Source organism: Desulfosarcina widdelii (assembly GCF_009688965.1).
Taxonomy (GTDB): domain Bacteria; phylum Desulfobacterota; class Desulfobacteria; order Desulfobacterales; family Desulfosarcinaceae; genus Desulfosarcina; species Desulfosarcina widdelii.
Window position 1 is genome coordinate 5,357,844 of record NZ_AP021875.1, and the last position, 20,872, is coordinate 5,378,715.

General features: G+C 58.1%; 18 protein-coding genes. 10 read left to right on the forward strand and 8 right to left on the reverse strand.

Annotation, left to right across the window (positions count from 1 at the left end; all coding sequences use genetic code 11):
- Window positions 1–2: 2 nt before the first annotated feature.
- The 5 genes from GN111_RS24650 (at window position 3) to GN111_RS24670 (ending at window position 4,879) form a co-directional block, all read left to right on the forward strand.
- Window positions 3–908 (forward strand): TIGR01777 family oxidoreductase, encoded by a 906-nt coding sequence (locus GN111_RS24650; RefSeq protein WP_155306301.1) that lies wholly within the window; start codon window positions 3–5, stop codon window positions 906–908.
- A complete protein-coding gene (locus tag GN111_RS24655; protein WP_155306302.1) occupies window positions 905–2,431 on the forward strand; it encodes a SagB/ThcOx family dehydrogenase in 1,527 nt (508 codons plus the stop codon). Before GN111_RS24650 ends, GN111_RS24655 begins: the two co-directional genes overlap by 4 nt.
- Window positions 2,432–2,487: 56 nt before the next feature.
- The gene (locus GN111_RS24660; protein ID WP_155306303.1) at window positions 2,488–3,429 is read left to right on the forward strand and encodes a ribose-phosphate diphosphokinase; all 942 of its coding nucleotides are present in this window, start codon (window positions 2,488–2,490) and stop codon (window positions 3,427–3,429) included.
- Between the two features lie 246 nt (window positions 3,430–3,675).
- Window positions 3,676–4,335, forward strand: a complete 660-nt coding sequence (locus GN111_RS24665) for an MBL fold metallo-hydrolase (RefSeq protein WP_197740420.1) — start codon at window positions 3,676–3,678, stop codon at window positions 4,333–4,335.
- Between the two features lie 10 nt (window positions 4,336–4,345).
- Window positions 4,346–4,879 (forward strand): PIN domain-containing protein, encoded by a 534-nt coding sequence (locus tag GN111_RS24670; protein ID WP_155306305.1) that lies wholly within the window; start codon window positions 4,346–4,348, stop codon window positions 4,877–4,879.
- A gap of 15 nt (window positions 4,880–4,894) precedes the next feature.
- Here the strand turns inward: GN111_RS24670 and GN111_RS24675 are convergent, their stop codons facing one another.
- On the reverse strand, window positions 4,895–5,071 hold the full coding sequence (locus GN111_RS24675) for a hypothetical protein (RefSeq protein ID WP_155306306.1): 177 nt from the start codon (window positions 5,069–5,071) through the stop codon (window positions 4,895–4,897).
- 127 nt (window positions 5,072–5,198) lie between these two features.
- Here GN111_RS24675 and GN111_RS24680 point away from each other — a divergent pair, with 127 nt between their 5' ends.
- The 5 genes from GN111_RS24680 to amrS all read left to right on the forward strand — a co-directional run bounded on the left by GN111_RS24680 (window position 5,199) and on the right by amrS (window position 11,337).
- The gene (locus GN111_RS24680) at window positions 5,199–5,402 is read left to right on the forward strand and encodes a hypothetical protein (RefSeq protein ID WP_155306307.1); all 204 of its coding nucleotides are present in this window, start codon (window positions 5,199–5,201) and stop codon (window positions 5,400–5,402) included.
- A 136-nt stretch (window positions 5,403–5,538) separates the two neighbouring features.
- Complete coding sequence (locus GN111_RS24685) at window positions 5,539–6,582, forward strand: zinc-dependent alcohol dehydrogenase family protein (RefSeq protein ID WP_231715551.1); 1,044 nt, start codon at window positions 5,539–5,541, stop codon at window positions 6,580–6,582.
- 22 nt (window positions 6,583–6,604) lie between these two features.
- Window positions 6,605–8,095 carry an AmmeMemoRadiSam system protein B gene (gene amrB, locus GN111_RS24690; protein ID WP_231715812.1) on the forward strand — a complete coding sequence of 497 codons (1,491 nt, stop codon included), beginning with the start codon at window positions 6,605–6,607 and terminating at the stop codon, window positions 8,093–8,095.
- The gene (locus GN111_RS24695; RefSeq protein WP_155306309.1) at window positions 8,064–10,178 is read left to right on the forward strand and encodes a spermine/spermidine synthase domain-containing protein; all 2,115 of its coding nucleotides are present in this window, start codon (window positions 8,064–8,066) and stop codon (window positions 10,176–10,178) included. Before amrB ends, GN111_RS24695 begins: the two co-directional genes overlap by 32 nt.
- Entirely contained in the window at window positions 10,165–11,337 is a 1,173-nt protein-coding gene (gene amrS, locus GN111_RS24700; protein ID WP_155306310.1) for an AmmeMemoRadiSam system radical SAM enzyme, read from the forward strand. The genes GN111_RS24695 and amrS overlap by 14 nt, the downstream gene beginning before the upstream one ends.
- A gap of 27 nt (window positions 11,338–11,364) precedes the next feature.
- Here the strand turns inward: amrS and GN111_RS24705 are convergent, their stop codons facing one another.
- From GN111_RS24705 to GN111_RS24735, 7 genes are all read right to left on the reverse strand, one after another.
- A complete protein-coding gene (locus tag GN111_RS24705) occupies window positions 11,365–13,287 on the reverse strand; it encodes a response regulator (protein ID WP_155306311.1) in 1,923 nt (640 codons plus the stop codon).
- Between the two features lie 39 nt (window positions 13,288–13,326).
- On the reverse strand, window positions 13,327–15,474 hold the full coding sequence (locus tag GN111_RS24710) for an HDOD domain-containing protein (protein WP_155306312.1): 2,148 nt from the start codon (window positions 15,472–15,474) through the stop codon (window positions 13,327–13,329).
- A 421-nt stretch (window positions 15,475–15,895) separates the two neighbouring features.
- Window positions 15,896–16,165, reverse strand: a complete 270-nt coding sequence (locus GN111_RS24715; RefSeq protein ID WP_155306313.1) for an anti-sigma factor family protein — start codon at window positions 16,163–16,165, stop codon at window positions 15,896–15,898.
- Window positions 16,152–16,763, reverse strand: coding sequence for an RNA polymerase sigma factor (locus GN111_RS24720; protein ID WP_155306314.1), 612 nt, complete (start codon window positions 16,761–16,763; stop codon window positions 16,152–16,154). The genes GN111_RS24715 and GN111_RS24720 overlap by 14 nt, the downstream gene beginning before the upstream one ends.
- 379 nt (window positions 16,764–17,142) lie before the next feature.
- Entirely contained in the window at window positions 17,143–18,519 is a 1,377-nt protein-coding gene (locus tag GN111_RS24725; protein WP_155306315.1) for a sigma-54-dependent transcriptional regulator, read from the reverse strand.
- Window positions 18,520–18,531: 12 nt separating this feature from the next.
- Window positions 18,532–19,236 (reverse strand): hypothetical protein, encoded by a 705-nt coding sequence (locus GN111_RS24730; RefSeq protein ID WP_155306316.1) that lies wholly within the window; start codon window positions 19,234–19,236, stop codon window positions 18,532–18,534.
- Between the two features lie 148 nt (window positions 19,237–19,384).
- Entirely contained in the window at window positions 19,385–20,854 is a 1,470-nt protein-coding gene (locus tag GN111_RS24735; RefSeq protein WP_155306317.1) for a sensor histidine kinase, read from the reverse strand.
- Window positions 20,855–20,872 lie beyond the last annotated feature (18 nt).

Genomic DNA, 20,872 nt, shown 5'->3' on the forward strand with positions numbered 1-20,872 from the left:
CCATGAAGTTTGTCGTCACCGGAGCATCGGGGTTTGTGGGAAGAGCCTTGTCCCGTTTTTTACTGGAACAGGGTCATACGGTGACCGGGCTGGGCACATCCCCCGTTTCCGGGATGACGCCGCACGCCGGATTTACCTGGATCAGCGCGGATACCACCCGTGCCGGAAAGTGGCAGGAGGCGGTCGCCGATGCCGATGGAGTAGTCAACCTGGCCGGACGCACCATCTTCAAGCGCTGGACCCGCGCCTACAAGCGCCAGATTGTCGACAGCCGCCTGAAGACCACCGGCCATCTGGTCAGCGCCATGGCCGGCGAAAACAAAATCCTCCTCAGCACCTCCGCCGTCGGGTACTATGGCAGCCGGGGAGAAGAACGCCTCGACGAACAGGCAAAGGCGGGAGACGATTTTCTGGCCCGTCTGTCCATGGACTGGGAAAAGGCGGCACTGGCGGCAGAGAAGAAAGGCGTCCGGGTTGCCATCATGCGTTTCGGCGTGGTGCTGGGCGCTGGCGGGGGTGCGCTGGCCCAGATGGTGCCGGCATTTCGATCCTTTGCCGGCGGGCCCTTGGGCAATGGGCGCCAGTGGTTCTCCTGGATCCACACGGCCGATCTGCTGAGCGCAGTCCAGTTTCTAATCGGGAACCAGAATTCTCAAGGGGTATATAACTTCTGCGCGCCGGGGGTGGTTCGGCAAAAGACGTTTGCAAGGGCCCTGGGAAAAGTGCTGGGGCGACCGGCTTTGGTGCCGGCGCCTTCCATCGCCCTGCGAGTGATGATGGGTGAGATGGCCGATATGCTGCTTGCCAGCCAGCGGGTCGTTCCCCAACGCCTTATAGACGAGGGCTTTACCTTCCGGTTTCCGGATGTGGACCGCGCACTGGCCGATTTGCTGAAGGCATCGCCATGAACGACTCAGCTTCAACGGCCCTCGGCTACCACCGGGCAACCAGCTACCAGCGCTACCAAATCTCACCCCATGCCCTGGACTGGGCCAACCAGCCGTCCCTGGTCAAGAACTACCCCGGGCTGCCCCGCGTCCCCTTGCCCCGGGACCTCGATCTGCCGCGGATCGATTATTTCACCCGGGCCTGCCGCCCCGGGTCCGAAAGCCATACTTCCGATGTTGCGCCGGATCTTAAACAGATCGCCGCGGCCCTGCAATTGAGCCACGGGGTAACCGCCCGTGCGGTGCATTCCGGCCAGCCCTTCTACTACCGCAGCGTGGCCTCGGCCGGAGCCCTGTATCCGTTTGAACTCTACCTTACCGCCCACGGGATCGACGGTCTGGATGCGGGGCTGTACTACTACGATCCTCTTGCCTTCTCCCTGACCGTACTTCGCAGGCAACCGTTGCCGGCGATACCCCGCGTGGATCGGGCGGTTGCGGCCACTTTTTATGTCACCGGCATTTTTTTTCGCAGCGCCTGGAAATACCGTGGGCGCGCGTACCGGTATGTTGTGCTGGATGCCGGCCATCTGCTGGAGAACCTGCGTTTGGCCCTTGGCGCCTTGAACCAACGCTTTTCCATTCATCTCGATTTCGATGACGAGCAGACAGCGAACCTGCTGGGGCTGGATTCCGAGCTTGAGGTTTGCCTGGCCTGCATTCATCTGCACATCGACACCGACAAAGGCACGGATACCGCCAACTCTATTGAATTGGAACCGCTGAGCGCCGACATCCGACAGGCATCCCAGGTGTCCGGCCGGGAGGTGGCCTATCCGGAGATACTAAACATCCATCGGGCCGGAAGCGGAAGCGGAGGCGGCGGGTCGGCCGAAGCTTCTTCTCTGATGGTGGCGACCCATGGTAATCCGTTGGCCAGGATCGATCTGGATTCGTCGACCCTTCCGATAGCAGCAGACTACACGCAGGTATTGGGACGGCGCCGCTCCCGCCGCAACTTTATTCCCGCAAGCGTTTCCCGTGAGAACTTCATGACCTTTGTGGAAACCATGGCACAAAGCATGGGGTCCCGATCCGGCATGCCGGCAGCCTGCCGGTCGGCGCTGACCGCCGGTATTCTGGCGGGAGAGAACATGCCCTTGCCGCCCGGTTTCTACTTGCTCGATCCGGAAAAGCGCCAATTGGAGCAAAGGATCGCAGGATCGCTCATCGAAGCCATGGCGGCGGCCTGTCTGGATCAGATGTGGCTCAAACATGCCGGCCTGCATCTGCTGTTTTTGACCGACCTGACATATTTGGACGAAATTTGGGGGGCCCGCGGTTATCGCTACGCCATGATCGAAGCCGGAAGCCTTGGCCAGCAGGCCTACCTTGCGGCTACGGCTCTCGGGTGGGGTGCCTGCGGCATCGGCGCCATTTACGACCGGGAGGCCGCAGACCTTCTCGGCCTGACGGAAAGTGGGGCCCTGGTGTATCTGGTTGGCCTCGGACCCGTTAAAACGAGTGCTGGCAAAACGCGTTGACAGCGGCGGCCGATCCGGTCATCCTGCGGTCCATCCAACAAAGGAGAACTCGATTCATGGCCATCGATCTTAAAATCTTCTCCGGCAGCGCCAATCCCAAGCTGGCCTCGGCGATCTGCAGTCATCTGGGCATCGGCCTCAGCCGCCTGAAGGTGTCGCGTTTTTCCAATGACAACCTGTTTGTACAGATTCAGGAGAACGTTCGGGAAAAGGATGTATTCGTTGTCCAGCCCTTCATCGCCCCGGTGGGCGACACCATCTTAGAGCTGTTCATCATCCTGGACGCCCTTAAAAGTGCCTCTGCCCGGCGCATTACCGCGGTAATCCCCTATTATTCCTATGCCCGCTCCGACAAAAAAGACGCCCCGCGGATCTCCATTGCCGGCCGGCTCATGGCCGACCTGATCCAGACGGCCGGCGCCGACCGGGTGCTGACCATGGATCTGCACTCCGACGCGGTGCACGGATTTTTCAGCATTCCGGTGGACCACCTCACGGCCATTCCTTACTTTGTGAATCATTTCCGAGAGCGGCTGGATCTGGACAAGGCCGTCGTGGTGGCCACGGATGCCGGCGGCGCCAAACGGGCCGGCCGGTTTGCCAGCCGCATCCACCTGCCCATGGCCATCATCGACAAACGGCGTGTGGCCGATACCGAGGTGGAGCAGGGGTTGGTCGTGGGCGATGTCAAGGGACGCGACGCCATCATTTTCGAAGACGAAATTTCCACCGGCGGCACCCTGGTCGCATCGGTGGCAACCCTTGCCGCCGCCGGTGCAAGGCGCATCTATGCTGGCGCCACCCACGGCGTGCTGTGCGGTCCGGCCATCGACCGCCTGGTCGACAGTGCCATCGAATCCGTGGCCGTGACCGATACGGTGCACCTGCCAGAGGACAAACGGGTGGATAAATTCGTCACCCTCTCCGTGGCGCCGCTGTTTGCTGAGGCCATCCGGCGCATTCACACTGGCGAAAGCGTAGGGGCGTTGTTCGATTAGCGCCGACGGCTCCGTAAAAATCCCGATATCGGCGTTACGCGTATCCCTCGTCATTACGGAGTACGCCAAATACGCCTTCATCCCTCGGGATGGAACATAAATGTTCGCCGTGAGGATGAAGTGCTGTTCGCTCGCTTACGCTTGCTATCTCGGCCCGCAAGCCTTGATCTCGGGCTTTTTACGCAACCGTCCGAAACCCGACTTTACGAGTTTGTCACAACATCAATGAGAAAAGGTGGTACGCTTTTGGAAATCACCAGTGAGATTTGGCAGGTGGGCGGCCCCGGCCTGACTTCGCCGGAGGATGCGGCCGTTTACCTGATGCGTTTCGACGGCCAGGCTGCCATCGTGGATGCCGGATGCGGCGGTCACGGTGACCTTCTGGCCGCCAACATCGAAGCCTGCGGGGTCGCTCCCGATCAGGTGCGCTGCCTGCTGCTGACCCACTGCCATTTCGACCACGTCGGCGGCGCCGAGGACCTGAGAATCCGTTACGGCTGCGAAATCGTCGTCCACGAGCTGGACGCACCCGCCCTTGAAGCGGGAGACAGCCGGAGAACGGCGGCCAACTGGTACGGTCGTTCCATGAAACCGTTGAATCCGGATGTCCTTCTTTCCGGGACCGGCCGGCAGATCCGGCTGGGAGATCGGCCGGTGGAGGCGATTCATACGCCGGGGCACACGCCGGGCTCCGTGGTCTATGTGGTGGAATCGGACGGGATGCGGGTTCTTTTCGGGCAGGACGTGCACGGCCCCCTGCACGCCGACTTCGGCTCCGACGCCGCAGATTACCGCCGGTCGCTGAAGGAAATGGCGGATCTTGCTGCGGATATTCTCTGCGAGGGCCACTATGGAATTATCAAGGGCGCCGATAAGGTGCGCGCCTTCATCCGGTCGTTCCTCTGAGGCGGTCAAATTGGACGGCCCCCTTGCCATGATCGATGCATCCTCGGCCATTCTGTTGACCAAGGCCGGGATCATGGACGCCTGCTGCCAGGTGTTCCGAATCAAAATGACCCGGCGGGTTTTCGAGGAGGTCACCGTCATGGACCGTCCGGGCGAACGCCGACTGCGCGCCCTGGCAGGAAAGGCATCGGGGTTTGTCGTCGTGGAAGATCCAACCGGTCCCTTTCCCGACCAGGCGGGGGCGGACCTGCAGCGGCTTCACCAGGGAGAGCGCGACACCCTGCACCATTTTTTAAATGGCACGGTCCGTTTCGTGATTCTAGACGACGGCAAAGGGGTACAGGTATGCCGCCGGCAAGGGATTCCCCATATCAACGCCCTGTTGTGCCCTAAAATCTTGTATTATTGCGAATGGTTGCCAGATGCGCGGCAGGTCCGATCCTTGTTTGATCGGATCGCCGGTCTGGGTCGCTATTCAAAAGATGTTCTGGCGTGGGCCCGGCAATGCCGACGTTCGGATCTAGAATTTTTCCTGAACCGGTAAAAAATGGGGAAACGGCTATGCCTGGATATCGATGGTCTGGCCCAAACCATTTGCGGCAAGCATCTGGGCGATTTCCTGCTGGCTTTCGGCCAGTTCGCGCAAAAGGGCCATCTGAGTTTCCATGACGGTCTGTAGCTGCTGTGAAGCCGAGGCCATAGCCATGGTGGATGCGGGGGTGGCAGAGACGTTCATTGTTTTTGCTCCTTGAACCGGTTTAATGTCGATATCGGCAAAAAACGGTGCACCTTGAGCCTTTTTTGTCTTCTGAGGTTAAGTAACTTCCGGTAATGCCGATAGAACTAAGTAAGGAGGTGCAGTCATGGATATCGTCATGATCGGCAGCGCTTCGGTGAAAAACCAGGACCTGCGAAAGCCGGTGGTCCGGGTGGCGTCCAGAAAAAACGGAGTCTTCGAACGACGCCGCAATCGTGAGGACCGCCGCAAAAGTGTCCGCGACGGCGTGGTGGTCAGCCTCTCTTACCGCAACGACCGCCGGGTCAATCCGGACCGTAGACGCTCCTGATACCTGCGCATGATCGCCTCGATTCGCCCGCCCGCCGGCATTTTTAAAACGGCAGCGGTGGCGTTCTTTCCCGCCCTGTGGTATTATTCCCGTAGTTTTCCCCAATTGATTTTTCTCCAGCCCGGGAGTCGTATTTATGGATCGAATGACCGCCATGCTGCTTGAGCGCGTCCATGATCTGAGGCATACCGACGCGCCTTTGGTCTGCCGGCAGGTGCCCGTCCCGCGGCCCGGTGAACATGAAATCCTGATTCGCGTGACCGCCTGCGGCGTGTGCCACACCGAATTGGACGAAATCGAGGGACAGACGCCTCCGCCCAAATTCCCCGTTGTCCCCGGCCATGAGGTGGTGGGGCGGGTGGCCGGCATGGCAGAAGGTGCCCGGCGATTTTCCGGCGGTCAGCGGGTCGGGGTGGCCTGGATCAACCGCGCCTGTGGCCGCTGCAGTTTCTGCCGGGAGGGTTTAGAGAACCTTTGCCCTGAATTTGCCGCCACCGGCAGGGATGCCCATGGCGGGTATGCCCAGTATATGACGGTGCACGAGGACTTTGCCTTCCCGATTCCCGATTGTTTTTCCGATGTCCAGGCAGCTCCGTTGTTCTGCGCCGGTGCCATCGGATACCGCTCCATGTCCCTTTGCAACCTGCGCGACGGGCAGCGCCTCGGCCTAACCGGTTTCGGCGCCTCGGCTCACCTCGTGCTCAAGATGGTCCGCCACCAGTTTCCCCATGCAGCGGTTTATGTTTTTGCCCGCAGTCCGGGCGAACGCGAGTTTGCACGCTCCCTGGGTGCGGTCTGGGCCGGAGACACGAAAGAGAGTGCCCCGCATCCACTGGACTGCATCATCGACACCACTCCGGCCTGGACACCGGTGGTCGAGGGGCTGAGAAACCTGGCTCCGGGCGGGCGGCTGGTCATCAACGCCATTCGCAAGGAGGCCGCCGATCAGAAGGCGTTGCTGAACCTGGATTATTCGACCCATCTCTGGCAGGAGAAAGAGATCAAGAGCGTCGCCAATGTCGCCCGGTCGGACGTCTCCCGTTTTCTCGAACTGGCGAAACGGATTCCCATCATCCCGGAGGTGGAGACCTTCGATCTCACGGAAGCCAACCTGGCCCTCATGGAACTGAAGAAGAGAAAAATCCGCGGGGCCAAAGTATTGTTAGTGGATTCGGTCTGAAAGAGATGGCCGTGTGTCCGCCATGCGTTTTCTGATACTCTTCTCGACGATTTTTTTTCTGTTTCACGATGCATTGTGCCCGACGGGCATCGGCCAAGCGGCGGTGCGCGAGCCCGCCTGGGCCGGCCGGTTCTATCCAGAAAACCGTGAGGATCTGGCGCGTCTGATCGATACCCTCATCCGCCAGGCCGATCAGAAGAGCGAGGTTTGCGATGCCGGCCGCGACCTCCGGGCCCTGATTATGCCCCATGCCGGTTATGTGTACTCGGGCATCACCGCGGCCCACGCCGCGCGGGTCATCCGGCGCGACGGCTTTACCCGTGTCCTGCTGCTGGGGCCCGACCACCGGGTGGGGTTCAACTATGCCTCGGTTACGGCGGCCTCCCAATGGCGCACGCCCTTGGGTACGGTCCCCATCGGCAACATCGGTCCCATTGTCAACAAGCGCCCGGAATGGTTTGACTGCGTGGCGGCTTCGGATCGTAGCGAGCACTGCCTGGAAGTGGTCCTGCCTTTTCTGCAGACCCGCCTGTCGCAATTCGAACTGATTCCCCTGGTGCTGGGACCCTGCGACACAGAGGGGGTGGCCCGGGTGCTGGCCGGACTGGTCGAGGATTCACACACGCTGATGGTGGTCAGCGCCGACCTGTCCCATTACCTGTCCTATGACGCGGCCGTCAAGCGGGATAAAGAGACGCTGGATCGGATTATCGCCCTGGACCCAAACTGGCTTGACGATCAGAAGAACCGCACCTGCGGGCGCTACCCGGTGGGGGTGCTGCTGGCCCTGGCCCGCAGCCGACACTGGCGGCCGGTGCTTTTGCACTACAACAACAGCGGCGATACCGCCGGCGACAAAGACGCCGTCGTGGGATACGGCGCCGTAGCCTTTTATGGAGGAGAGCCCATGCAACCTTCAAGCGACGTTTCTCAAACGCTGTCCCCGGAGAAGGGATCGGCCCTGGTGGCACTGGCCCGCCGTACCCTGGCCGGTCATTACGGTGAGAACTTCCCCCCGGACGAGGTCCGACAACTGGATGCGCAGTTGGCCGACCCGGCACTGCAGACCCGGTGCGGCACTTTCGTTACCCTGAAGATCGACAACCAGCTCCGCGGCTGCATCGGCAGCCTCGCGGCCACGGCACCCATGGTGGACGGGGTGCGGGATAATGCCCTGAATGCCGCCTTTCACGATCCCCGCTTCCCGCCATTGAAAAAAAAGGAGCTGGATGCAGTGCAGATCGAGGTGAGCGTTCTGACCGAACCGGTCGAGCTGGAATACACCGATGCCGATGACCTGTTGGCCAAACTCAAGCCCGGCGTTGACGGCGTAATCATCAAAAGAGGCTATGCCAGCGCCACCTTTTTACCCCAGGTCTGGGAACAGTTGCCCCGGCCGGAATCCTTTCTTTCCCACCTGTGCATGAAGGCCGGGATGCCGTCCGACCAGTGGCGGGAAGGGGACCTGACGGTGCTGGTCTATGGGGTCCAATATTTTGAAGAAGAGAAGTGACGGCGGCGTCGAGCGAGTCGTCGTCGCCACCGGCATTGCCTCCGTGGCGGTGCAGTTGGTGTTTGTGCGCGAATATCTGGCGCAGTTCGAGGGCAATGAAATCGTCATTGCCCTGATTTTTTTCTGTTGGCTGGTGTTGGGCGGCATCGGCACCGCCGCGGCAAAAGGTTTGGGGGTTCGGATGGTGCCGCCGTCGGGAGCCACCCTGGGCCGGCTTTCGTGCCTGCTGGCCATCTTTTCCGTCTTGCAGATCATTGCCGTCCGCTGGTTGCGCGACCTGATTTTTATCCATGGTGCGTCGGTGGGCTTTTCCGCCACGCTGGGATACGTCGCGGTCACCATCGCGCCCTATGCCCTGCTGGTAGGCTTCGTCCTGCCATACAGCATGATGGTGGCCCGGCTCCGAACGCCCGACTATCCCGGCAATCGTGTCTACCTGGCCGACAATGCCGGCGATGTAGCCGGAGCGGCTTTATTCTCTTTTGTCCTGGTGTACTGGTTGACGCCCTTTCAGGTGCTGCTGGTCGTTCACCTGCCGCTGTTGGTATCCCTTGTTAAGCTATCGTCATCGCACCCGCGTCGAACGCTGGCCGCCGGTATCCTGGCCTTCATCGTTCTGGCGGCCGGGGCCGTCTGGGAAGACCGCTTGCTGCCTCTCCGGGAAGGCCGGCGAATCGAATATGCCGAAAGCCGCTACGGCCGTCTGGAGGTCGTCGAATCGGGCGGACAGATCTCCTTTTTCAGTGACGGCGCACCGGTCCTTTACTCCCATGATTCGGCGCTGGCCGAAGAGTGCGTTCATTTCCCGTTAAGCCAGGTCGATCACCCGAAACGGGTGCTGTTGGTTTCCATGGTCGGGGGGATGCTGGAAGAAGTCGCCAAGTATCGTCCCGATCAGGTGGATTATGTGGAACTGGACCCGCTGGCGGCTCGCATGCAGCGCCGTTTTGGCCTGCTGCCGGTTATGGACGGCCTGACCGTCATTGCCAAAGACGGGCGGGCTTATCTGACCGAGACCTCCCTTCGATACGATGCCATCCTGATCAATCTGCCCGAGCCGGAAACCTATCAAGTCAACCGTTTCTTCACCGCCGAATTTTTCGAACTGGCCAAAACCCGTCTCGTTCCGGGAGGTGTATTGAGCTTCGCCATCGAGGGGGTTGAGGATTACATTTCGACCACTCGGCAGCACAAGCTTTCCTCGCTGGCCAACACGGCCGGAGCCTGTTTTGTCCATGTTACCCTTTTGCCGGGACACCGGCTGTTCTTCTTGTGTCGGGACCGGCCGGTTCGCACCGATATTCCGCTTCTACTGGAAACCAAAGGGATCGATACCCGCTACATCCGGCGATATTTCAGCGGCGATCTGACCGAGCAGCGAATCCGCCGGGTCAATGCGGCCGTGGAGCCCGGCATCCCACAGAACCTGGATCTGTCCCCCCGGTTGATGCGGCTGGCATTTCTCGGCTGGTTTCAGCGCCACGGGGAGTCGCCGCTCTGGTTCGCCCTTCTGCTGGCGGCGGCGGCCCTTTTCTACGCATCGCGATTGTCGCGGCCCCAATGGGTATTGCTGACCACCGGCTGCGTCGGCATCGGCGCTGAAATGCTGGCCATTTTTGCTTTTCAGGCCCTTTATGGTTATATTTATCTGCGGATCGGCGCTCTGGTTACCGTTTTTCTGGCAGGCATGTTTCCCGGCGCCTGGATCGGCGGGCGGCTGACCGTTAAGCGGCGCCGGGCCCTGATGGCCGGCGACCTGATGCTGTGCACGCTGCTGCTTCTGTTTTTCGTGCTGATGCAGCTACAATCCCTTGGTAGTGCTGCCTGGGTCTTGTATTTTTTTGGCCTGGCGGTTTCTTTTTTTTGCGGCTTCCAGTTCCCATTGGCCCTGGCCCTGTCCGGAGACGACACTGCTGCGGCATCGCGAAGCTTCTCGGCGGATCTGGTGGGCGCCGCCATGGGGGTTCTGGTGGTGAGTCTGGCACTGATTCCCTTTTTCGGCATCTTAGGGACCAGCCTCTGCCTGGCGGCCATGAAGTTCGTCAGCGCGATGGTGGCGGGAACGATTCATGAAAACGGTTAATCGCAGACAATTCATACTGGCCACCGCCGCCGGTTTCTGCACAACGGCCGTGGGCGGGGTGGGATGGCCGTTTTTCGGTTCAAGCGACCATGAGACGGACATCCGGGGAACGATTTTTAAAGGCGACGCCCCCGACAGCCTGTGGAAATGGTCCAAATCCGCTTATTATTTCAAACGGTTGGAAAACGATGCGGTGCTGTGTACCTTGTGCCCCAATCGCTGCCGGTTGTCGCCCGGCGACCGTAGCGTCTGCCGCAGTCGGGTGAATCTGGACGGCACCCTTTTCAGCCTGGCTTACGGCAATGCCTGTTCGGCCAACGTGGACCCCATCGAGAAAAAACCGCTCTACCATTTTCTGCCGGCCAGCCGGGCCTTCTCCATTGCCGCCGCCGGGTGTAATTTCCGCTGCCTCAATTGCCAGAATTGGGAGATTTCCCAACGCCGCCCGGAAGACGTCCGCCACATGGAGCTGTTTCCCGAGGCCGTGGTCCAGGCGGCCGTTGAAAGCCGCTGCCAAAGCATCGCCTATACCTACAGCGAACCGACCACCTTTTACGAGTACATGTTCGATACGGCCCGCATCGCCAAGGACAGGGGCCTTTACAATTGCTGGATTTCAAACGGCTACATCAACCCGGAGCCGCTCAGCGCCCTGTGCCGGGTCGTCGATGCGGCCAATGTGAATCTCAAGTCGATCAGCGATGACATTTATCGGCGGCTCAACGGGGGGCGCCTGCGACCGATCCAGGAGACATTTCTCACCCTGCACCGGGAAAAGGTACATTTCGAGATGACCCACCTGGTGGTTCCCGGCTACGGCGATCACCCGGACATGATCCGGCGCATGTGCGCCTGGATTCTGGAAGGCCTGGGGCCGGACCATCCCCTTCATTTTTTACGGTTCTTTCCCCGTTATCGGCTGGATCGCCTGGCTCCCACGCCGGTGGACACCCTGATCCGGTTCCGCGAACTGGCCATGGCCGAAGGAATCCATTACGTTTACCTGGGCAATGTGCCGGGGCACGAAGGCAACCACACCTTTTGCCACAACTGCAGGAAAATGCTGGTGGAGCGGCAGGGCTACCACATCGCCCGCCAACGGATCGCGGCGGGCCGCTGCCCTTACTGCAACACCCCGATCCCCGGCGTCTGGTCGTAAGCGTTCACAAGTTTGGAAATGCTTGGGCTAATGCAGCGGTCTTGTGGCGTGGGTGTGGATAAAGTTGTCGAGCCGCTCCATCTGGAGCAGGGTTAGATTTTCGAAACACACACTGCGCCGGGCCGGCTGCTCCGCTTCGGCCATGGCGATGCCGCTTTTGGCGGGAATATCGGATACGATACGGCACTGGATGTCGTTGAGGAGAATTTCGCCGTCTGGCGTCATAATGGCCAGTTGGTCGGAAGGACTGGTGGCGGTCGATTCCATTTCGTGGGAGTAGGCCAGCCCGGACCGGCCGATATCTACGATGCTGCAGCGGGCATAGGGGTTGGCTTTGGAAATGACGAAGCTTCCCGGAGAAGCCAGAAATCGCGGGTTCTTGCGGCGTTCGGTGGAATCGGGCGTCAGCACGCTGCGGATAGTTTCCGCCAACTGCTGCATGCCCACCGGTTTCATGACCAGGGACTGGATTCCCATCGATTGGGCGTTTTTCTCACTGACCTGCTCGTTGAAGCCGGTGCACAGAATTACGGGAAGATTTTTGCGGACCGCCTTTACCGCCCGGGTCAGTTCGAGGCCGTTCATGCCCGGCATGGTCATGTCCGTGATCATCAGGTCATAGGTCCGGGGCTGCGAGCGAAAGCCGTCGAGGGCCGTGCTGCTGTCCGTATAGGCACTGACCGTGTACCCCAACTGCTCGAGCACCTGCTGCATCATGTCGACGAGCATCTCCTCGTCGTCGACGAGCAGGATGTGTTCGCCGCCGCCCGGCAGTTGCTGTCCGAGGTCGGCGGGTTCTTCGTCGACGACCGTATCCACGGCCGGTAGGTAGATGTGAAACTCCGTATACTGGCCGGGTTTGCTGAAGGCCCTGATGGCGCCACCGCTCGACTTGACGATGCCGTGAACCACAGACAGCCCCATTCCCGTACCTTTTCCGGTTTCCTTGGTTGTAAAATAGGGATCGAAAATGCGTTCGATAATATTTTTTTTGATACCGTGGCCGGTGTCGGCGATGATCAGCCTGGCATAGCTGCCCGGGGCCAGGCCTTCGATACCGGCGGTGCCGTCCATCAGCACAGGTTCCAGTCGAATGGTCAACACGCCGCCGGTTGCCATGGCATGGGCCGCATTGGTGCACAGGTTGAGCATGACCTGGTGAATCTGGGTGGCGTCCGCAACGGTCGTTAGTTCGGCGGTACTGATGTCCGTTTCGATGGCAATATTGGTGGGCAGGGAAGCGCGCATCAGTTTGAGCGATTCGCCGACCACATGGTTGAGATGCAGCGGCTTTCGTCCGGATTCTTCCTTGCGGCTGAAGCTGAGCAACTGCTGAATCATTTCCCGGGCCCGCAAGCTGGCGGTGAGAATCCGTTCCAGATTCTGGCAGGCCCCCTCCTTTTTGGAAATGGTCGCCAGGGCCAGTTCCGTATTTCCCAGGATAATGCTCAACACATTGTTGAAGTCGTGGGCGATGCCTCCGGCCAATGTGCCGATGGCCTCCATTTTCTGGGACTGGCGAAGCTGGTTTTCCAGTTGTCGTTTTTCCGCCTGGATGTTCGTGTGATCGCGTCTCATCTGAAGCTGGTTCAACGCATTTTCCACGCGAATGAGCAGTTCTTCAGGTTCGAACGGTTTCCTCAGGTAATCGTTGGCACCCGAGCGGATGGCCTTGACGGCCGAATCGATAGAGGCCTCGCCGGTAACGATGATGAAACCGGCATCGCAGCACTCCCGATCGACGGCCTCGATCACCTCAAAGCCGGTCATGCCGGGCATCATGACATCCAGTATCACCAGGTCGGGCAATTCGGCATGAATGAGGGTCAGTGCATGGCGGGGGTCGTTGGTACTCGACGCATCATATCCGGATGCGCTCAACAGCTCCTTTATACTTGCGGTCATCCGCGGTTCGTCGTCGCAGATCAGTATTCGCGGACGGTTTTCCATGAAATGCTCTCCGTTGACTGGTTCCGGTATTCAGGCGTTTCAGGCGTCATTGCCGGCTTCAGGAATTTCCATGTGAAAACAGGCTCCCCGACCCGGTACGCTCTCGCACAGCAAAAAGCCGTTGAGATCCGCCATCGCCTCTCGAACAATGGCCAATCCCAGGCCGTCGTGACCGTTTTTAGACGTCACATGGGGTTGGAATAGTTCATTTTGAATTTCTTCGTCAATACCCGGGCCATCGTCGCAGACGCTGATTTTGAACCAACTTTTCTCGGACGAACGGTCTTTGTGGTGGGGCCTGCCGCGAATTATTCGCGTTTTGACGGTAATGGTGCCACCGTCCGGCATGGCCTCCATCGCATTTTTCAGCAGATTGATCAATGCCTGTTTCAGACGGTCCCGATCCGTGTCAATTTCCGGAAGACGCGGGTCCAGGTCCTGATCGAACCGGAGGGTTGTTTCACCGGCCAGACCATTGCGAAGCATATTCAAAATATCCTTGATTTCGGCATTGACGTCAACGCCTTTCATCTGCCCGGGCATTCCCTCCGGTGGTGCTGTCAGGGAGCGAACGAGCGTGGCCAACCGGTTGATCTCTTCGTCGATAATTCGGATTCCATCGGCCACGGCCTCTTTTTCATCGGTGCGCCGGGCCAGGACTTTGAGGTAATTCTTGATGATACTCAAAGGATTGTTGATTTCGTGAACGATTTTCCGGGTTCTGGAGGAAGGCCGTTCGTCGCCGCCCATCGATCGGGCCTTGGACCGGTCGGACTGACGTTCATATCGGGTCAGGGCATTGTCCACGGCGTCAACGATTGCATTGAGCAGTGTTGTCTGTTTTTGGATCCAGGGCCATTCGGCGTCGTCGATTCCCAATAGCAGACAGGCCCTTGGGCCGCCGGACAACAGCGGTATGCACAAAAAACCCTCTTTTCCCATAACGTTGATGAGCTGCCGATCAATGATCGTCAGCAGTCCCGGTTGGGTCTGTGAAAAAGAATCCACTGCTTTCGCGCCGGCATGGCAGACCACCGGCAGGCAGTCAGCCGCGGACAAGGGGATTTGCATTTGTTCGATGGCTGCCGAAGAAACGACTCCCACGGCCATGCTTTCGGCCAGACAATTCCTCCCGGCGTTATGGTTGAAGATTACCAGGGTTTCGATTCCAAAAAAAACGCTTAAGCTTTGCCGCAATACTCGTAGGATGGTGTTGTGATCGCCGGCTTGGAGCAGTTCTCCGTAAACGCCGGATAACAGCGTGCGGATGCGCAGGGGCTGGGTCAGGAAAGCCGGGTCATCATGGAAGGGCCGGTCGTCAGGCAGTGCCTCAGACGCCGCTCCGAGTTCGTCCCGCATTTCCCGAGTCTGCTTTTGGGCTGCACGTGCAAGCCGGTCCAGTTGCCCGGCATCGAGATCCAGCAGATCCGCAGCGGCCTGAAGGTTTTCTGGTGCTGGAGACGGTTCGGCCGCAAGGCGTTTGGCGGCCCAGACGATTTGAACCAGGGGGAAGGCCTGGTGGACATCGACCGCAGCCGCTGTGTGATAAGCGACGGCATCCGCAGTGAACCATAAAGGGGTATGCTTGCGGATCAGGTCGGCGCCGATCCGGTCATGGGCCGACCCGACAACCCGGGTCTCGGCTTCGAGCAGCGTAAGGGCCTGTACTGAATCGGCCAGCATCGGCGCACAGGCCGCCGGCGTCCGGGCAAACAGGGCCAGCTTGCCGATATCGAGGAGCAGGCCGGCAGCATAGGCCTCCTCCACCGGTTGATAATCCAGGGCCAGGGCCAGATCCTTGGCCAGCAGGGCGGTGGTCAATGCGTTCCGCCACAACCATTCAAGCGCCAGTCCCCGCTGGCGGTGGATGTCGTCGATGGCTTCGGTCAGGGCCTGGCTGATGATGAAATCGACGCCAGCCATTCCGATCCGGTCAACCGCCGCTTCGATGCCCGTGGACTGCACCCGTGCGTCGGCCGGTTCCATGGCACACTGGAGTCGCAGAGCCATGAAGCTCAAGGCGGGGTCCATGCCGATCAGGCGTGATAATTCAGGCAACTGCGCTGACAGATTGTGCCGGCAGTCAATCAGCTTTTCCAATAGATAGGAAAAAACGGGAAGTCGTACCCTGCCAGTGAATTCAGATGAGATGTGCACAGCGGCAGCCAGTTCCATTGGAGTTTTCATCGGTTCAGCAGGAAAGTAGGCTCTGAATGTATGGTGAATCTCCGGATTTGTCAACGAGAACAATGAGATCGCACCGTTTCTCGCTCGACGGTGGCCTCATGTCCGAACTGATGCGAATTTCGCGTCTATCGCCCATACTGGAATGCCCCTTTTTTCCTGGTGGATACCGGTGGATAGAGCAAGGCCGGTGCCAACGGCAAAGGTGGACTGGAGGATAGCGGTCGCAATTATAAAATATTAATAATATCTTTTGGTTAAAATTATATGAGGGGTGCCTGTGGTCGAATTGCACCCCTGAAAGATAAAGCCCTTTGCCGGTAAAACTGTGGTTTAGGATTCATAAGAAGAAGCAGGCGTGTGAAAAACTTTACATAAATAACACGGGCCTTGAGAACGACGGTTGCCGGGGCCGGGAATCTTCCTACCCAGAATGTTTCTCGGTAAGGTTGGAAATGGCGTCTTTCAGTTTTCGGTGAAATGTTTCCGGCACGTTTCGGTGATCGAGGTGTTTGCAGAGTTCTATGGTCTGTTTCAGGGTCCCCATGCACACCTGGCAGGGTTTGCAGTCCTGGATGTGGGCCTCGATATCCTTGCAGGTCGGAGCATCCAGTTCCCTGTCGATATACTCGGAAAGCTTTTCGAAAAGGGCCAGACAATTGCCATGGGGTTGGTGGGAATCACTCCGTTTCATAATAAGCTTTCAATGCATCTCTTAGAAAAAGTCTGGCGCGGTGAAGGCGCACTTTGATGTTGGCCGGCGTCAAACCCAGGATTTCAGCCGTCTCCTGGGTGTTGAAACCCTCGACATCACGCAGGACCACGACCAGTCGATATTTTTCGGGCAGATCCAACAGCGCCTGCTGGATGACCCCGCCGAGTTCTTCATTGAGCAACCGGTCCAGGGGTTGGGATGCCCAGCGGGGCAGTTCCGTGGCTATTTCCGACTCGTCGCTCGGTAAAAATTCGTCTATGGACAGTTCCCTGTCCGGGGCGAATTTGGACCGGCGCTTTTTTTTCAGACAGGCGCTGGTGGCGACCCGGTAAAGCCAATTCTTGAATTTGGTTTCGTATCGAAAGCCTTTCAGGTATTTGAATACGTTCAAGAAGGTATCTTGAACCATATCTTCGGTGTCACTGCGGTTGTCGCACATCCGCATCCCGAAATTGTAGAGGCTTTTTTCGTAACGCTCGACCAGTTGATAAAAAAGATCCTGACGACCCGCGTTGATCGCCTGGATCAGTTGGATGTCCTTATCGTTCCTTTTGGTCTTCTCCAACGTTTTTGACATCGTTCTGCTTGCTTGTCACCTGACAGGCATTCCGCATTCATGTGGAGATGCCCAGTTTCGGCAGGATATAGGCCTGGAGCAGGATCCATACCCCCACCACTGCCAGCAGGGTTAGTATTTCCTTCATTTCGATTCCTTTCATATGTGTTTAACGGCATGATGTCCAACGCTTTTTTGAAAGGCGACCCGGATGCTTTTCGGCCGGATCCGGTTCGGATTTACCCATATCGAGACGAACGACCGACGATTGGTTACACGGTTGTCCGAAGAGATGCTTTCTTGCCGACCGAGAAAAAGGGCTGCCTGACGCAGTCGTCGGCAGAAGGGTGCGGCAACGCACCGGTGGGCCGGCAGGAGTTGCGTCCGGAAGGAAGGGGGATCAGTGCCTGGCCTTGATGCTGCCGGCGTCGATGCCGTATTTCTTGATCTTGTAATGGATGGCCCGGCGGCTGATGCCCAATACCTCCGCCGCTTCTTTTTGAACGCCGCCGGTTTGCTCTAGTGCCCTGAGGATGGTGTTTTTTTCGCTGGCCTCCAATGAAAGGCAGCTTTCGTCAGGTTGGGGACCGCACTCGTCTTTTTCGATGCCGGCCATGTGAAAATCGTCGGGACGAAGAACATTGTCCTTGCACAGGACGATGCCGCCCTCGATGGCGTTTTTGAGTTCGCGGACATTACCGGGCCAGGTGTGGGCGCAGAGCCAGTCCATGGTTTCTTCCGTGACGGTTACCGATTCCTGGTTGTGCTGCTGGCAGAATTGACGGGTAAAGTGCTCGACCAAAAGGGGGATGTCCGCTTTTCTTTCCCGTAGCGGGGGAATCGTCAACGTAACCACCCGCAGGCGGAAAAACAGGTCTTCACGAAACTGACCGTTTTTGATGGCCTCCCCCAGATCGGCATTGGTGGCCGCAATGATCCGGCAGTCCACGGGCGTCCCTTTTAGCCCGCCGATCCTTCTAATGGTTCGATCCTCGATGAAACGGAGCAGCCGGATCTGCATTTCGTGGGAGATATTGCCGATTTCGTCTAGAAAGAGGGTGCCCGTATCGGCCGTTTCGATGAGTCCTTTCTTGTCGCTCACGGCATGGGTAAAGGACCCTTTGACGTGACCAAACAGTTCGCTTTCCAGCAGCCCGGCCGGGGTGGCTCCGCAGTCGACCACGACAAACGGTTTATGCCGGCGGGGACCCAACTGGTGAATCTGCTTGGCAACGCGCTCTTTGCCCACGCCGCTTTCCCCGAGGATAAGGACGTTAACGCTGCTTTGGGCGACTTTACGAACCAGGCCTTGCAGATTTTTCATGGCCGGGCTTTTGACCGCGTCCTTGATTGTCTCCTCAGTTGCCGGTTCTGTCTGTCCCGCCGCTGTTGCTCCCTGGAATTCCTGCAGCATTTGACGGATTTTTTCGGTCAGGGCCTTGCCGTCAAAGGGCTTCTCGACGTAATCGACAGCCCCGGACTTGACGGCTTTAACCGCGTCGGGGACGTTGGCATAAGCGGTCAGAAAGATCACCGGAAGGCCCGGCTGCGTCCGAATAATTTCCGACAACAGCTCCATGCCGTCCATTTCGGGCATCTTTACATCAGATACGACAAGATCGATTCGGCGGGTTTTGAGGATTTGAAGGGCCTTGCGTCCGCCGTCCGCCTTGTAAACCGTTAGACCGCAGGAGGAGAGACGGGCATCCAGCACCTCCAGAACATTACGATCGTCATCGACGACGAGAACCGATTGTGAGGAAGAGGAATTATTCATAATATCATGGTATCATTCGCCGGAGGTTGATATCTCCGATTTTTTCTTTTGAATACTCTGGTCGATGGCTTCCAGTGCCTTGATTTTTTCTTTCAGAGAACGGTTCTCGGCCAGAATTTTGGCGATTTTTAGCTGCAATTTGTCTGCCCGTTTGGCTTTTTTTCTCAGTTCGGCCATTTCGGCCTCAAGGCGATCCTCTTCATTTTGCGGTTGGTCCGCCTTTTCTTGCATAGTTGGCGTTTTTGTGCCGGTGGCCGCCTCCGGCGGCTCCGCTGACGAATCGACCTCCACCTCGCCGGATGATGCTTGGGACGCCAGGCGAACGACCAACGGATCGAGCAGGGCCTGGCTCCAGGTCGCATCGGCATCCGCCGTCGAATCGGCAAACGCATGCCACATGCCGATGGCAACGGAAAATTCGGCTGGCGTGTCGGCCAGCAGAAGGCAACAGCAGATTTCTCCCAGCCACGCCCGGCGCTCGATTTTTTCGTTTTTACGGTCCGATTTTATGGTTCGGAATCGGGCCAGCGCCTTTTCGAAATCGCCCTGGTCGTATATTTCCAGGGCTGCGTCCAGGGCTTCGTAATCCTTCTTGAAGCGTTGACGACTCATTTTGTCGTCTAAATTCTGAAAAATGGACGCGCAGCCGGTAAACAGGGCCATCAGGGTCATTAAACCGATCATCCGGCGGCAGGTTGGGTTCAAAAAAGCGATCATGCGATAGTTGTCCTTGGATCTCAATTCATCTTGAAAATCGCAGGCCAGGGTTCGGCCTCGATCCTGATTTTTTGGAAACCGTTCTAATCGGCATCGCTCGACAATTCAAGAAAATTCAACGTTCGACCTTGTCGTCCGCCAATAATTGTCAGTGGCCGGGAGCACTGGGCAAGGTAAATCCAAAAGTGCTCCCTTTGCCTACCTGGCTGTTGACCCACACCGTCCCATGGTGCGATTCGACGATGTTTTTGACGATGCTCAATCCCAGCCCCACTCCTTCCAGCCGTTCGCGCTCCCGCTGTCCCCGGTAGTATTTGTTGAACAGAAAGGCTTGATCCTCTTCCAGAATGCCCGGTCCGTTGTCCTTGACGAAAAAAGAGAGCCTGTTTCTCGACCGGTGCTGGCGAACGCCGACAGTGACCCGTGTGTCGGCACCGGAGAATTTGACGGCGTTGGACAGGTAGTTCAGCAGCGCCTGCTGGAGTTGCTTGTGGTCACCGACAATGGGAGGCAATTGGGGGGGGACCTGAACAAACAATTCGATTTTTTTTGACTCGGCGGCCAGTTTGATGCTGTTGGTGCATTCGGTGATCAGGCTATGGGGATCGATGGGTTCCAGTTTCATGTTGAGCAGACCGGGTTCCAGCCTGGAGGCCTGCATCAGGTGGCTCAGCAGGTCGCTGATGCGGCTGATTTCCGAACCGGCGATCTCAAGAAATTTTTGTTGTCTTTTGTTGATGGGGCCCATGACCTTTTCCTGGATCATATTGACCGACTCGCGAATGGACGTCAGCGGCGTACGGATTTCGTGGCTGAGCATGGAGATGAAATCCGAGCGCATGCGCTCTTCTTTACGCAGGCGATGGGCCATTTCGTTGAAGGCGTGGGCCAGTTCGCTGAATTCGTCCTGTCCGCGAACCTCCATCGGTTGACTCAGTCTGTCCGAAGAGAGCTCCCGGATTCCGTCCATAAGTTCACGCAAAGGGCGGATCATGGAGTAGGCAAGGTAAAAGATCCCCAGCAACCCCACCAGGCTGGAGACAGCCAGGCCGATCAGGCCGTTTTTGGCGGAAAGGCGACCCCTGCGGTTCAATTCCCGGGTGGCCTGCTCGATTTCCTCTTCGTTTTTGAGCCGTTCGGCGGAAATGATGCCGATCCATTCGTTGACTTTCACTTCGGGGATCAAGAACTTGTCGATGACGTCTGGCTCCCTGGCATCGCCTGCAAGATAAGCGGAGACCTTGGTCGCATTGGGGTAGGTCGCATACGCCTCACTGATGTCCCGCCAGCCCTCGGCGATGTCGTGGCCCCCGGTGGTCAATTGGACCACCATGGAAAGGTTTTCCTCGAAGCTTTTTTGGGCCTCGTTGAAAAATACCAGATAATCGTCTTTTTTGAGCAACTGATATTTCTGCCTGTTTTCTTCCATGCTGAGCAGGGCTTCGGTCATTTTTTTCGTGGCCGAGGCAATGGCATAGTTTTTCGCCACGATGGACCCGGAAAGCCCCACCACCTGCTGCACATTGATGTACATCACCAGTATGGTGCCATAAAAAATGGCGATAATGACCAGAAACCAGATCAGCAATTTTCCGGTTATGCCGAGATGAAATCGCATGGTTGGTTGGGCCTTTCC